This window comes from Streptomyces sp. CG 926, assembly GCF_003148825.1.
GTDB lineage: Bacteria > Actinomycetota > Actinomycetes > Streptomycetales > Streptomycetaceae > Streptomyces.
In genome coordinates this window covers 411,410-425,330 of sequence record NZ_QGGZ01000005.1, presented here as the reverse complement: position 1 = coordinate 425,330, position 13,921 = coordinate 411,410, and the positions used below count along the sequence as shown (strand labels likewise).

Below are 13,921 nucleotides of genomic sequence, written 5' to 3'. Positions count from 1 at the left end.
GATCCCTTCGGGCGCGATTGCGGCCAGTTTCACGCGCCCGGGCAGGTAATTGCCCACAACGACACGAGCACACGGATCACGCGCGTACGCCCAGCTGCCAGCACAATGCGTTCCGGCGGAATCCCGCCGTCCGACGTACCTGGAGGAATGAATGCGCATCTCCGCCCGCCGAATGTCGCTCGCGGCCTTCTCCGCACTGGCCGCCACCACGCTTTTCACGGCTCCGGCCGGCGCCACCGTTTTCGAGCACGGGATTTCCGTCCGGGACGCGTACGTCGCCCACGACGGCGCCGTCACCCTTTCCGGGACGTACCACTGCGAGCAGGCGTCACCCATGGGGGCGATGCAGATCAAGGCGTCCGTCGCGCAGGAGGGCGGCGGCCGGTTGAGCATCGGCGCGGAGCAGGTCGTCTGCGACGGTCAGGAGCGTCGCTGGGTGGCGAACGCTCCGGGCGCCTACGCGAACGTGCACCCGGGCCGCGCGACGGTCACCGCGGAGCTCCAGGAGGTCCGCTTCTCGGGCCTGATGCCGAGGTCGGTCACCACCGTCGCCCAGGACGCGCGCGGCGTCGAGGTCCGCGAGCACTGAGCGGTGCGGGCCCGCGACTCGCGACCGGCGCCCGCGGCACGCGCCCCGGAGCCGGTAGCCGCCGCTACCGGCAGTCGGGGGCGACGTCCGTCATCGACATGAAGGCCACCGACTGGCACGCGGGGTCCGCGTGCGGTCGCCCCGTGGCCCAGTCCACGACCGCCGGCACCCCGGCCACCAGCAGGAGTACGGCCAGGCCGCCCGTCACGGCGGCCTTGGTCAGCCCGCGCACAACACGATCCGTTCCATGGCTCGCATCATCACCCCGCCCGCGGCCGCCCACAACTCGGGGTGATCGTCCGATCACCCCGCGCTCCGGGTCCTGCCCGCGGCGTCGAACTCGCACCACACCGCCTTGCCGTCGCCCCGGGACTCCACACCCCAGTGCGTGGCCAGCGCGTCCACCAGCAGCAGCCCGCGTCCCGTGGTGGCCGCCTCGCCCGGGGTGCGCCGGCGCGGCCACACGCTGGAGCGGTCCTTGACCCACAACCGGATCCGCCGGACCGGCTCCGGCAGCACCTCCATCGTCAGCACCGCCCCGCCGTCGGTGTGCAGCAGGGCGTTGACCAGCAGCTCCCCCGCCGCGACCTCCACGTCGTCGGCGAGCTCCGGCATGCCCCAGTCGCGCAGGGCCTGACGCAGGGCGTAGCGGGCCTCCGAGAGGCCTTCCGGGTCGGCCTGGTGGACGTACTGGTGGATGCGCGGCGCCCGGTGGGTGCCCGGGTCGGGGGCCCGGCGCAGCACCAGCAGGGCCACGTCGTCCCCGGAGCCCCAGCGCTCCCAGAGCCGGTCGGAGAGGTGGTCGGCGAGCGCCCCGGCGCCCTGGGGGCCGCTGCGCACCGCCTGGGCGAGCGCGTCCATCCCGGCGGTGATGGTGGTGCCCGGTTCCTCCACCAGGCCGTCCGTGCACAGCACCAAGGTCTCCCCGGGGACCAGGTCGAGCCGGGTCTCGGGGAACTCCTCGTACTCGAAGAGCGAGGCCAGCCCGAGCGGCAGACCGCCGCGCACCTTCGGCCAGCCCGTACGCCCGTCCGTGTGCCGGATCAGTGGTCCGAGGTGACCCGCGCGGACCGCCCGTACGCCTCCGGTCTCCAGGTCCACCTGCGCGTACATGCAGGTGGCGAAGCGCTCGGTGTCCAGCTCGGCGAGGAAGCGCGAGGCCCGGGCCAGCACGGTGGACGGCGGATGGCCCTCCCCGGCGTACGCCCGCAGCGCGATCCGCAGCTGGCCCATGATGGCCGCCGCGTGCGTGTCGTGGCCCTGGACGTCGCCCACCACCACGCCGACCCGGTCGCGGGGCAGCGAGATCACGTCGTACCAGTCCCCGCCGACCTCCCGCCCGCTCCAGGCCGCGTGGTAGCGGACCGCAATCTCCCCGCCGCTGATCTCGGGGATCCGGCGCGGCAGCATGGCCGCCTGCAGGCCGGTCGCGAACTCCCGCTCCTGGTCGAACAGGAGCGCCCGTTGGAGTGATTGCGCGACGATGCCCGCCAGACCCAGGCACAGGTTGCGCTCCTCCGGGCTGAACTCGGTGCGCCGCCGGTAGAACAGGACCAGCCCGCCGATGGCCTTGGCCTGCGCGATCAGCGGCAGGTAGGCGGCGGCGTCGTACCGGATCCGGTTCAGGTAGTCCGCGAGGAGCGGGAACTCGTCGCCGAGCTCGGCGAGCGAGGTGACGAAACGTGCCTGCCGGGTGAGCACCGCGTGCGAGAGCGGCAGCGACCCGTCGAGCCGGGTGAACCGGCGTTCGCTGAGGATCTCCAGGGACTCGCCGCTCAGCGCGATGATCTTGATGCTGCCGCCCTCGACCAGCCCCAGGGCCAGCCCGTCCGCACCGAGCCGTTCAAGCGCCCCCGCCCCGGTCAGCGCCGCCGTGACGTCGTCGACCGTCACCGCCCGCGACAGGGCCTCCGTGGTCCGCTGCACGATCGTGGTCTGCTGGGCGCGCGCCGCCTCCAGCTTGCGCAGCAGCGTGGCCTGGGCCAGCTCCGCGGTCGCGTCCCGGACGATGCCCACGATCCGCTCCGGCTGCCCCGAGCCGTCCCGGAGCACGCGGCCCGCGGTGTGCGTCCACTGGTCGCGGCCGTCGCGCCGCCGCACCATGAAGTACGCGCCGTACGTGTCCGCGCTGCCGGCCAGGACCCCCTCGATGATCTCGGTGAGCCGGCGCCCGTCCTCGGGCGGGACCCGCAGCCCGATACCGGGCACGGTGCCGTCGAACTCCTCCGGCCCGAGGTCGAAGACCTCCAGAGCGGCCTCGTCCAGCACCACCGTCCCGGCGACCAGGTCCCATTCGAGACTGCCCATGCCGTTGAGCGCGAACCGCTCCCCGGGCCCGGTCCCGGGGGACCGCCGGGCCGGCTCGGGTCCGTCCCGTTCCGCCGCTGCCACGTTCCCCACCACCTAACGGCCGGGCCAGCAAGGCTGGGAGATCAGCCGCTCCCACTCCTCGTCAGGATGCCCCGGCAGGGTGCGACCGGCCTCCCGCCAGCGCTTGACCATGGAGAGGTAGATCGTGGGCTGGTCGGCAGGCGAGGCCGTCGTGTACGGGCCCGCATACGGCCCCGCGTAGGCGGTGCGCTCGTACCCGGAGGCCCTGGGCCGACCGGCGCCCTGTTCCCCGCGGCTGGCGGGAATGCGTACCCAGCCGCGGCCCTGCCCTCGCTCCGAGCTCATCACGGACCCCTCTCTCCGCGGATCTCACCGCAGATACGTCTTCGGATGCCCTGGAGGTACCCCCGGATGGTGCCCGGGGGTCGCAGCCCGGCCCGGCCGGGCGACATCGGGGGAACCCGGCCGCGGACCCCGGGCACCGAGGCGCTTGCGGACTCCTCTCACCAGTCTCCCCGCCGTGAAGCCCGCGCCGTGCACGAATCGCATGGAAGGGCCGAATGAGGGAGCCGTCAGCAGCCCCGCGAAGAACAGCCCGGGCCACGAGGACTCGAACCCGCGGCTCAGCTCCGGCGCCCCGCTCTCCCCCACGGTCTCCAGCGCCGCCCGCAGCCCCGCGTCGAGCAGCTCCAACCGGGCCAGCTCCGGGTCGAAGCCGGTGGCCGCGATGACGTGGGCGGTGTCCAGCACCACCGATTCCCCCGCCGCGGTGGTCAGCCCGAGCCGGATCCGCTCGCCCACCGCCACCGCCCGGTGCAGCCGGTGCCCGAGCAGGGCGGGGACGCGCCGCTCGAAGCGGTCCCGCAGCCACCAGGCTCCGGCCGGACCCAGCGCCGTGGCGGCGATCCGCTCCCGGGTGGGCGCGGGAAGCCGGCGCACCGCCCCGGGCAACTCCGACCAGACCCAGCTGCGCCAGCCGGTGCCGAGGCCGCTGTGCGGATCGCGCAGGGCCCGCAGCGGGGGCCGGTCCAGCGGCTGCGGGACGGTGTTCCAGTTCAGCCGGGCGCGCCGGGCGACCAGACAGGGCCGGGCGCCCTGTTCCGCCAGCAGGGCAGCGGTCTCCAGGGCCGCCTGCCCGGCTCCGAGCACGGCGACCTCACGGCCCGCGAAGCCGCTCAGGTCCCGGTGGCCGCTGCTGTGCGAGTAGTGCGTGGGCGGCAGCTCGCGCAGTGCCTCGGGGTGGCGGACGAAGGGCATCACCCCGACCGCGAGGGCCACCGTACGGGCGAGGAGGGGCGGTCCCTCGGCGGTGCGGACGCGGAAGCCCTCGCCCTGCGGGGTCACCTCCACGACGGTCACCTCCTCCACCTCCGGCGCGGCCTGCCGGGCGAACCACATCCCGTACGCGCTGAACGTGCCGATCGGCAGCGGAGTGCCGTGTTCCGCGGTCATGCCGAGCGTGGCGCAGTAGTCGGCCAGGGTGTGCCGCCCGTCCGGCGCGGACAGGTTGGACGACCAGGGCTCCGACTTCAGGTACATGCCGTCGGGCATGTGGTCGCGCCACGAGGCCATCGGCCGCCCCAGCAGCCGTACGTCGAGCCCCGCGGCGGCCGCATGGGCGGCGATCGACAGCCCGTACGGGCCCGCGCCGATCACCACGAGATCGTCGATCCGCGTCAACGCCGCTCCTCCAGCTCGATGGTCACCGGCCCGGCGCGTTCGCCGTGACGGTCCGGGTCAACGGGTCACCAGCTCGTCCGGCTCGGCCGAGGCCCCGGGCGGAACGGGCCGGGAGGCCGATCCCACGGATCCGGTGGAACCGGCCTCCGACTGGTTCCGGCCGCGCTGCCGGGGTGCGCGCACGACCGCGAGCGCCGTACGACGGCCCTGCTCCGGAACCCCGCGCAGCGCCCGGACCCCCTTGCCCGCGCCCCGCCCCAGCAGGGCGCCCAGCATCGCCAGGAACGGCAGCAGGTCGTCGGCGGCGAACCAGGCCGTCTCGACGCGCCCCCGTTCGGCCGGCCGCTTCGGGGCCCGCTTCGCCTCCGTCCCCCGGTCCGCACCCGGCGCCGAGGACGCGGACGCCCCCGCCGACCCGGCCGGATTCGCGGGGAGCGCCGCCGGGCGGCGCGGCATCGAACCGCCCCGGATCCGCGCCAGCAGCGCGTAGTTCTCGGCGACGAACACCCGGCCCGGTCCGCCCGAGGGCTGCGGCACCTGCTGGCCCGTCAGGTCCAGGTACATGGCCTGTACGACGTCCAGCCCGGCCGAGTCCGCGAACAGCCGGAACTGCGCGCCCGGCCGCGGGTTGAAGTCCACCAGCCGGAAGCAGCCCCGCTCGTCGCGGCGGAAGTCCAGGTCCAGGATCCCCTGGTAGCCGAGGCGTTCGGCGAGCCGTAGCCCCGCCTCCTCCACCGCCGGATCCGGCAGCCAGCGCCCCACGGCCGTCAGCCCCGTCCGCACCGGCCAGGACAGCTCCTTGCGGCCCGAACCCGCCAGCAGCGGACGCCCGCCCCGCGCGAAGGCACCGTGGAAGAACCAGTCGGTGTCCGCTCCGGCCGGCAGGAACCGCTGGAGCAGCAGCCGGCTCCCGGCCTCGGCGGAGCGCTCGTACAGCCGGCGCGCCTCGGCGGTGGTGTGCACGAGCATGGTGCTGCGCAGCCCGTCGGCCCCGGAGGGCAGCAGCCAGGGCCGGCTCCATTTGGCGATCACCGGCAGACCGAGCCGCCAAGCCGCCTCGGCCGCCTCGGCCCCGCTCGCCGGAATCACGGTCTCCGGGTGCGGGACGTCCCACCGCGCGCAGAGCCGCGACAGCTCGGCCTTGTCGGCCACCCGGGCGGGCAGGTTGTCGGGCTGATGGGGAATCCGGAAACGCTCGCGCAGCGTCGGCGCGACCCGGGACACGGCGATCGCGCTCAGGTCGTCCATGGCGATGAGCACGGCCGGGCGGCCGATCCGCTCCGAGACCTCGGTCAGGCACTCCAGCAGCGCCTCGGGCGCCTCGGGGTCCAACCCGCCCGCGGGCCCCGCGTGCACGGCGCGCAGATAGCGCGAACGCCCCATGGGACCTCCCCCGGCCTCGACGACGGCATGGACCTCCACGCCCTTGCGACCAAGGGATCTGACGGCGCCGAGGGTTCCGTGGTGGAACGGATTGCGATCGAGTCTGAGCACAACGGCGGGCACATGGTTGAGATACGCGTGCATGGCAGCGGGTCTTTCACCTAGTCGGACCAAGCGGGGGTGGTGCGCACCTGCGAATGGCCTACGCGGCAGTCACCGGACAGGCCGTTCGTCAGATCTGATGCCTAACGTCTTTGGTAAGCACACCGATTCAGGAAAGCTCGGGAGACGCCATGCCCAGACCACGCCGCCGACTGGCGAGCACCTGCATCGGTACGGTCACGGCCGGACTGCTGGCCACCGGAGCCGCACTCGCGGCCCCCGAGAACGACCGGCCCGAGGGCTCGGACATCGCCATGGGTGCCTATCTCGACTACGGGCCGCCCGGGGTGGCCCGGATCCCGCATCTGTCGAGCTGGCTGGGCGGCAAGGAGATCCGGGTCGGACACACCTACCTCCCCGGCGACAAGTGGGCCGGCATCGAGGGCGGCGTCTCGTTCCTGGAGGACTGGGCCGACTGGCGCCGGGCCGAGGACGACCGGCTGTTCGTCCTCAACGTGCCCATGCAGGAACGGAACGAGGACCGGGTGTCCGACCACCAGGTGGCCCGGCTGATCAGGGCGGGCGCGGCGGGCCGGTTCGACCGGCACTTCCAGCGGCTCGCCGAGCGGCTGGTGGAGCTGGGCGTCCCGGACACGGTGATCGTGCTCGGCTGGGAGATGAACGGCGTCACCTACACCCACCGGTGCGCACCGGACCCGGAGAACTGGAAGGTGTACTGGAAGCGCATCGTCAACACGATGCGCGCCGTCCCGGGGCAGAAGTTCAGGTTCGACTTCGCCCCGAACAGGGGTACGGACGCGATCGGCTGGACGAAGTGCTACCCCGGCGACGACGTGGTCGACGTCATCGGGATGGACTCGTACGACCAGGGTCCCGGCCAGACCTTCGACGACCAGATCACCCAGCCGTACGGACTCCAGCAGCAGGTCGACTTCGCGAAAGCACACGGCAAGCCGATCTCCTACCCGGAGTGGGGCCTGTTCCGGCGCGGGGACAACCCGGAGTACGTGCGGCGCATGCTGAAGTGGATCGCGCAGCACAAGCCGCTCTACCACACCATCACCGACTACTGCCCGCACGGCGTGTGGCAGTGCAAGGACAACCCGGACTCCGCGAAGGCCTTCCGCGACGCGCTGATGCCCGAGCGCCCGGGCCCGGTGGTCCCGACCCCTGTCGTGCCCACGCCCGTGGTGCCGACCCCGGTGGTGCCGACCCCCGTGGTGCCCACGCCGGTCGTGCCGACCCCGCAGGTCCCGACCCCGCAGGTCCCGACGCCCCAGGTGCCCACACCTCAGGTCCCGACCCCGCAGGTCCCCACGCCGACGCCCGTGGTCCCCACGCCCCTGGTCCCCACACCTGCGGTCCCGACGCCCGTGGTCCCGGTGCCCACGCCGGTGGTCCCGGGCACGCAGAGTCCGCTGCCGGTCAGCCCGAGCCCGCTCGTCCCGACACCGGTCACCCCGGCGCCGGTCAGCCCGAGCCCGGTCGCCCCGAGCCCGCAGGTCCCGCTGCCGGTCACACCCCGCCCGCCCTTCCCGACACCCGCGGTCCCCGACACCGAGCCCGACACCGACCCCGAGGACGAGCCCGTCCCCACGCCCTCGCCGGCGGTCCCCACTCCGCAGGTCCCGGCGCCCTCGCCGGTCAGCCCGAGCCCGCTCACGCCGAAGCCCGAGCCCACGCCGCCGAAGCCCCTGCCGCAGCCCACACCGCCGCCGGTCAACAGCACGCACTGGTGCGTGCCGCTCAACTTCGGCGAGTGGCTCTCCAAGCTGGTCGGCACCCAGTCGGTCTGCATCAAGCTGGACTTCGGCAAGGACTCCGGCCTCTGGCCCTTCTAGACGGGTCATCGCACCCGCAGTTCGTTGAGCCGCGCCCGCCAGTCCCTGGCGGCCGGCAGCGTCTCCCGCAGTACGTCCACCGCCCGCTCGCGCCCCGTCACCTGCGACTCGTGTACGCGCAGCAGGGGCGCGAGCGCCGCCGTGGCGAGCAGGATCCGCCGGTTGACGACCGTCTCGGGCCGCCAGTGGTTCTTGTACGGCTCGTTGCCGCGCAGGAAGCTCACCACCGGGCGGCCCTCGGCGAGGGCCCGCCCGGCCTCGTAGCGCAGCAGCAGCGTCGCCACGTCCACCTTGCGGGTCCGCAGGTCCGGGTCGGCCCCGTAGAGGTAGCCGCCGCTGAGCCCGGAGGACAGCAGCGTGACGTTGGCCGCCACCACCTTGCCGTCCAGCCGGAACTCCGTCAGCCGGCTCTCCCCGGTCCGCACCATCCGCCGGGTGGCCCGGGTCAGGTGCTCGGCGAAGCGGGGCCGCAGGTGCTCGGGCGTCACCCCACGGCCGCGCCACTGCTTCTCGTGCAGCCGCAGCAGGGTCCGTACGGCCCGGGGCACCTCCTGCTCGGCGACCTCGTGCTCCTCGATGCCGGCCGCGTCGGTCTTGCGCAGTTTGGCCCGTACCCGCTGGGCGCCGGAGGCCGGCATCCGCTTGACCAGTTCGTCGAACGGCAGCGTGGGCAGCTCCATGCAGGTGGAGTCGGCGAGCACGCTGGAGACCCCCGGCCACTGCCGGACGAGCTGCTCGGCGGCGGCCCCGGGACGTACCTCCCGCAGGTCCACGACGGCCCCGCGGGCGGCCCGGTGCAGCCCGCGGGCCAGCGCCGGGAGGACCTGGTCGGCGTACTCCGCCGCGACGAGCACGTCGAAGTAGTCGGAGATGGATCCGCCGAGCGGCACCAGCAGCGGCATCGGCCGGTGCGCGAGCATCAGGGCGGCCACGCCGACCAGCTCCTCGCCGCGCCGGACGAGGACGATCCGCAGCCGGCCGTCCTTGCCGTACGACAGCCACCAGGAGTGCAGCCAGGCGTGGCTCTGGAAGGGGGTGGCGGTGGGGCAGCCGCGGAAGAGCCTGTTCCAGGACTCCTCCAGCGCGGCGAACTGCCGGGGGTCACGGCACAGCGTCACCGACAGGCCCCCGGCGCAGCCCGAACTCATCGAACGGACTCCTTCTCCTTGGCCGAGGCCGGCTCACCCTGCGCGGGCAGCGAGGCGTACTCCTCGACGGGGGTCTCGACGGCGGCCTCCACGGAGGACCCGACCGAGGAAGGCACCCGGGACCCGGTCGCGCCGTCCTCGGAACGCCGGGCGCGGCCCGGCCGGGCGAGCAGCCACAGTCCGCCCAGCAGCCCACCGGCGCACATGCCGACGGCGCCGCTGATGGCGGCGGAGGGGGAGGCGGGCTCGGACGGGGCGACCGCCTGGTTGAACAGGAGCAGCTGGACGCCGGTGTTCTTGGCGGCCTGATTGCTGCTCAGGGACAGGGCGTCGGCGACCGCGTTCGCGATGTCGGCGGCCTCGGCGGGGCTCTTCGAGGTACCCGTGACCGCGATCATCGGGGACTCGGGGGAGGTCTCCGCCCGTACCTGGGTCCGCAGCTTCGCGGCGCTGATGCCGGCCCGCGGCTGGGCGTAGGCGAGGGTGGAACTGCTGGTCGCGATACGGGCGTAGGCCTGCGCGAAGCCGAGGGCGGTGGCCGGCTCGGTGGTGTCGTCGGGTACGGCGACGACATAGCTGGTGGCGGCGTACTCGGGAGCCTTGAGCACCCCGTACGCCCCGCCCGCGGCCAGCCCCAGCAGGGCGCAGGCGGGCAGCGGCCACCACAGGGGCGCCGACAGCTTGCGGCGACGCGGCCTCCGCTCGGAGCGGTGGTCCGGCTTCCGCTCGGACCTGCTCTCCGGCCTGCTCTCCGCCTTCTTCTCGGGCTTCTTCTCGGAGTTCTTCTCGGTGTCGGCCATGGACGTGCTCGCTTCCTGGGTGGAGGGGAGTTCCTTCGGGTCCCGTCGGGACCCCTGCGGGCTGGGGAGGGATCAGCCGGTGCCGGTCGGCTCCGCCGGTCCCGGCCCGACCGGCTCGCGCCGGGCCCCGACGACGGTCCTGCCGGCGCCGGGCACCGGGTCGGCGTCGGCGCGGCCCTGGGCCGCCCCGGCGGCGCCCGGCGCGGCGCGGCGGGCGAGGTCGTACACGTCCAGCAGCTGCCGCGCGCTGCGGGCGATGTCGTAGCGACGGACCACCGGCGGCGGGGGCAACCGGCGCGCCCCCGCCTCCATGTGGCCCCGCAGCGCCGCGACCAGTTCCTCCGTGCCGGTGCCGATCCGCCGGGCCCCGGGGGCCTGCGCGGCGGGCAGGTCGTCGATGGCCGGGCAGGTCACGTGCAGGACGGGCAGTCCGGCGGCCAGGGCCTCGACGACGGCGAGGCCGAAGGCCTCCTCCCGCGACGGGGAGACGAAGACGTCCATGGCGGCCAGCAGCGCCGGGATGCCCGGGGTGCGGCCGTCCGCGCTGTCCCCCAGCGGGTCCCGCTCGCCCAGCAGGTGGATCCGGCTCTGCGCGCCGAGCTCGGCGGCCAGCCGGCGCAGTCCCGCCCGCTCCGGTCCGTCCCCGGCCAGCAGGAGGTGCGCCCCCGGCAGCGCGGCCACGGCCCGCACCAGGACGTCGAACCGCTTGCCGGGGACCAGCCGGCCGACCCCGCCGACCACGAAGGCCCGCTCGGGCAGTCCGGTGCGGGCCCGGGTGGCCCGCCGGACGCCCTCGTCGAAGCGGAAGCGGACGGCCTCGATCCCGTTCGGTACGACGTGCACCCGCGCGGCCGGCACCCCCCACCCCTCCAGCCGGGCGGCCACGGTGTCGGAGACGGCCACCGTGGCCGCGCCCAGGCGTTCACTGGCCAGGTACAGCCTGCGCACACCGCCGGACAGCGGCCTGCCCTCGATCTCGCCCTCGCCGAGCGAGTGTTCGGTGGCCACGGTCGCCGCGGTGCCCGCGAGCCGGGCCGCGAGGCGCCCGTAGACGCAGGCGCGGTACAGGTGCGTGTGCACGAGGTCGTACCGGCCGCGCCGGATGAACTTCACCATCCGGGGCAGCGCCCCCAGGTCCCGGTTGCCCCGCATGCCGAGGTGGACGACCCGCACCCCGTCGGCGCGCAGCCCCTCGGCCACCGGCCCCGGGTTGGTCAGCGTCAGTACGTCGCACTGCATCGGCATGTGCCTCAGCAGCAGCCGCAGTTGCTGTTCCGCACCGCCGACGCCGAGCCCGGTGATGATGTGCAGTGCCTTGAGCGACCCGATCTCCTTCACCGCTGCACCCCGCGCCGCAGCTCGCGCACCTGGTGGCGGAGCTGCTTGATCCGCAGCCGGGCGCCGCCGTCGGCCTGGCTGACGTGCGTGCGCGGCAGTGCGTGCGGTCCCGCGAGCCGGCCGGGGTCGATGGCGCAGGCGTAGCCGTAACCGGCGGCCCGGGTGGCGTCGACGACCCTCGCGTCGAGGTGGCCGTACGGGTAGCAGAACCCCTCGGGCAGGGTGCCGGTCAGCTCCCGGAGCAGGTCGCGGCTGCCCCGCAGTTCCTGTTGGAGCACGTCGTCGGCGGTCGCGGTGAGGTCCTGGTGGAGCAGCCCGTGCGAGCCGATCTCCTGTCCGGCGTCGGCCACTTCACGGATGCCTTCGGCGGTGAGCAGGGATTTGCGCGGGCCCAGCGGGTCCCACACGTTGTCCACGCCGAGCCGCCCGGGCAGGACGAAGAGGGTGGAGGTGCAGTCGTAGCGGCTCAGCAGCGGGAGGGCGTGGGTCAGGAAGTCGGTGTAGCCGTCGTCGAAGGTCAGCCCGACCAGACCGGCTCCACGACCGGCCGCGCGGGCCCGCAGCAGTTCGCCGACGGACACCCCGCGCAGGCCGCGGGAGCGCAGCCACCGCAGCTGGGCCTCCAGGGCGAGCGGGGTGACGGTGATCCCGTACGGGTCCTCGGCGGGGTCGGTGAACTCGGCGACCGAGTGGTACATCAGGACCCACGGCGAAGCGGCCCGGCGGGTGGGGACCACCACGGCGGCGGGAGCCGTGTCGGTGTCAGCGGACATTGCGGAACCTCTGCGTGAGCTGGGAGATCTGACCGGGCAGGGCGGTGACTTCGAGGGCGTGCATGGTCATGCCGGTGGCTCCGAACATGGCCGGGACCAACAGGCAGCCGAGGGCCGCGCTGAGCATCGGGTCGGGGATCATGGGGCCGGCGATCCAGCCGGTGGATCCCGCGGCGACGGCGGCGACGGCGAGCCGGCCGATGCTGCCCGCGACCCGGCGGACCTGGATCGCGATGATCCGCGAGCCGAGGCCGGTGAGCAGCAGGGCGGCGGTGGTGGAGATGCCGGCCGCGTTGGCGGCGGCGATGCCGTAGGTGCCCCACCAGCCGACGGCGAAGGCGCCGGCCACGACGTTGACGAGCAGCCCGGCACCCATCGCGAGCGCCGGGAACCAGATGGGCCGGGCGGTCGAGAAGAAGGGCCGGGAGAGAGCGCCGACGAGGCAGTGGCCGAGGAGTCCGAGGGCGTAGACCCGCATGACGGAGGCGGTGGCGAGGGTGTCCTGGTGGGTGAAGGCGCCGCGTTCGAAGAGGACCTGGATGATCTGGGGCGCGTAGCCGACGACGAGCGCGGTGCCCATCAGGACGGCCAGCGAGGCCAGCGAGAGGTCCTGCTCCACCCGCCGCCGGGCCTTCTCCCGCTCTCCCCCGGCCATGGCCTGGGCGACGACGGGGAAGGTGACGGTGCAGATCATCAGCGAGAGCACCATCGGCATCTGCGCGACCTTCTGCGCGTAGTTGAGATGGGAGATCGCACCGGACGGGAGCGAGGCGGCGAGGAACCTCTCGACGAGGACCTGCGACTGCCGGAAGACCGCGAAGAAGATCACGGGGGCGATGACCCCGAAGGCGATGAGGGTCGGGCGGTCCCGGTCGCGCTGGCTGCGCGGGGCGGCCTTCTTCGCGCGGGGCGGGCCGAAGCCCACGTTCCGTACGAAGGCCGGCAGTTGGACGAGCGCCATCAGGAGCCCGCCGACCGCGACGCCCGCGGCGGCGGCCCGGACGCCCCACACGGCGTGCAGGGCCACCATCGTGCCGATGATGCCGACGTTGTACGAGACGTAGATCGCGGCGGGTGACAGGAAGGACCGGTGCGCCCGCAGCGCGGCACTGAAGTAGCCGGCGATGCCGAAGGAGAGCACCGTGAGCGCGGTCAGCCGGGTGCACTCGACGGCCAGTGCCGGGTCGGGCAGGCCGGGGGCCAGTACGGCGACGACGGCCGGGGCGGCGATCACGAGCACGGTGGCGACGGCGGCCAGGAGCACGACCAGACGCGGCAGGGTCGCCCCCACCAGGAGTCGTACGGGGTCCTGCGCGCGGGCCTCCCGGCGGGTGAGCCCGGCCCGGCGGGCGGCCCGCCGGGCCAGGGCGTGGCTGAAGGCGGGCACCATCAGCAGCGCCATGGCGTCCTCGATCAGCAGCGTCGAGGCCATCTCGGGCACGGTCCAGGCGATCAGGAAGGCGTCGCTCTCGTGCCCGGCGCCGAAGAGGTGCGCGATGGTCTGGTCGCGGACCAGCCCGAACAGCGCCCCGGCGGCGGTCAGTCCGGCGGTGACGGCGGCGGCCTTGGCCAGGAACCTGCCGAGCGGCTGGCTCCCACCGGGACCGCTCCCGCTCGGGGTGGCGGACTCGGACACGTGGCTGCCGCCAGGGCCGCTCCCGCTCGGCGTGGCGGACTCGGGCACCTTGCCCCCGCCCGGAGCGCCGGGGAGCCTGCCCGCGCGGCGGGCCGGGCGCAGCCGCCCCCTGCCGCCGGGAGCAGCCGGAGCGAACGGCTCGCCCGGGGCTCGGCTCCCGCCGGGAACCGCGGACTCAGGCGCTCGGCCCCCGCCGGGGGTGAGCCCGCCCGCCGCCTCACTCCCGCCGGGAGCGCCAGGGAGCCCGCCCACCGGGGCGGCCGGCTCGGGTGTCGGGCT

Annotated in this window: 12 protein-coding genes; 2 read left to right on the top strand and 10 right to left on the bottom strand. The window is 74.4% G+C overall.

Annotated elements, in window-relative coordinates; genetic code table 11:
• Nucleotides 1-151: 151 nt before the first annotated feature.
• Nucleotides 152-589: a DUF6299 family protein gene (locus BCL76_RS16670; protein ID WP_109780249.1), complete on the top strand. Its 438-nt coding sequence runs from the start codon at nt 152-154 to the stop codon at nt 587-589.
• 64 nt (nt 590-653) lie between these two features.
• Here BCL76_RS16670 and BCL76_RS38990 read toward each other — a convergent pair whose 3' ends face one another.
• The 5 genes from BCL76_RS38990 to BCL76_RS16650 form a co-directional block, all read right to left on the bottom strand.
• A complete protein-coding gene (locus BCL76_RS38990; RefSeq protein WP_158820822.1) occupies nt 654-821 on the bottom strand; it encodes a hypothetical protein in 168 nt (55 codons plus the stop codon).
• A 71-nt stretch (nt 822-892) separates the two neighbouring features.
• Nucleotides 893-2,980, bottom strand: a complete 2,088-nt coding sequence (locus BCL76_RS16665; RefSeq protein WP_258309740.1) for a SpoIIE family protein phosphatase — start codon at nt 2,978-2,980, stop codon at nt 893-895.
• Nucleotides 2,981-2,992: 12 nt separating this feature from the next.
• Nucleotides 2,993-3,265, bottom strand: a complete 273-nt coding sequence (locus tag BCL76_RS16660; protein WP_181382583.1) for a hypothetical protein — start codon at nt 3,263-3,265, stop codon at nt 2,993-2,995.
• 24 nt (nt 3,266-3,289) lie between these two features.
• Nucleotides 3,290-4,591, bottom strand: a complete 1,302-nt coding sequence (locus BCL76_RS16655; protein ID WP_109780341.1) for an NAD(P)-binding domain-containing protein — start codon at nt 4,589-4,591, stop codon at nt 3,290-3,292.
• A gap of 66 nt (nt 4,592-4,657) precedes the next feature.
• Nucleotides 4,658-5,983, bottom strand: coding sequence for a carboxylate--amine ligase (locus tag BCL76_RS16650; RefSeq protein WP_309136839.1), 1,326 nt, complete (start codon nt 5,981-5,983; stop codon nt 4,658-4,660).
• Nucleotides 5,984-6,276: 293 nt separating this feature from the next.
• Between BCL76_RS16650 and BCL76_RS40345 the strand changes: the two genes are divergently transcribed.
• On the top strand, nt 6,277-7,947 hold the full coding sequence (locus BCL76_RS40345; RefSeq protein WP_109780246.1) for a glycoside hydrolase family 26 protein: 1,671 nt from the start codon (nt 6,277-6,279) through the stop codon (nt 7,945-7,947).
• Nucleotides 7,948-7,952: 5 nt separating this feature from the next.
• Here the strand turns inward: BCL76_RS40345 and BCL76_RS16640 are convergent, their stop codons facing one another.
• The 5 genes from BCL76_RS16640 to murJ form a co-directional block, all read right to left on the bottom strand.
• Entirely contained in the window at nt 7,953-9,095 is a 1,143-nt protein-coding gene (locus tag BCL76_RS16640) for a GNAT family N-acetyltransferase (RefSeq protein WP_109780245.1), read from the bottom strand.
• Nucleotides 9,092-9,895, bottom strand: a complete 804-nt coding sequence (locus tag BCL76_RS16635) for a lipopolysaccharide biosynthesis protein (protein ID WP_109780244.1) — start codon at nt 9,893-9,895, stop codon at nt 9,092-9,094. Before BCL76_RS16635 ends, BCL76_RS16640 begins: the two co-directional genes overlap by 4 nt.
• A 72-nt stretch (nt 9,896-9,967) precedes the next feature.
• A complete protein-coding gene (locus BCL76_RS16630; protein ID WP_258309739.1) occupies nt 9,968-11,233 on the bottom strand; it encodes a glycosyltransferase in 1,266 nt (421 codons plus the stop codon).
• Nucleotides 11,230-12,006, bottom strand: a complete 777-nt coding sequence (locus BCL76_RS16625) for a polysaccharide deacetylase family protein (RefSeq protein ID WP_109780243.1) — start codon at nt 12,004-12,006, stop codon at nt 11,230-11,232. Before BCL76_RS16625 ends, BCL76_RS16630 begins: the two co-directional genes overlap by 4 nt.
• On the bottom strand, nt 11,996-13,744 hold the full coding sequence (gene murJ / locus BCL76_RS16620) for a murein biosynthesis integral membrane protein MurJ (protein WP_375137932.1): 1,749 nt from the start codon (nt 13,742-13,744) through the stop codon (nt 11,996-11,998). Before murJ ends, BCL76_RS16625 begins: the two co-directional genes overlap by 11 nt.
• Nucleotides 13,745-13,921: the final 177 nt, after the last annotated feature.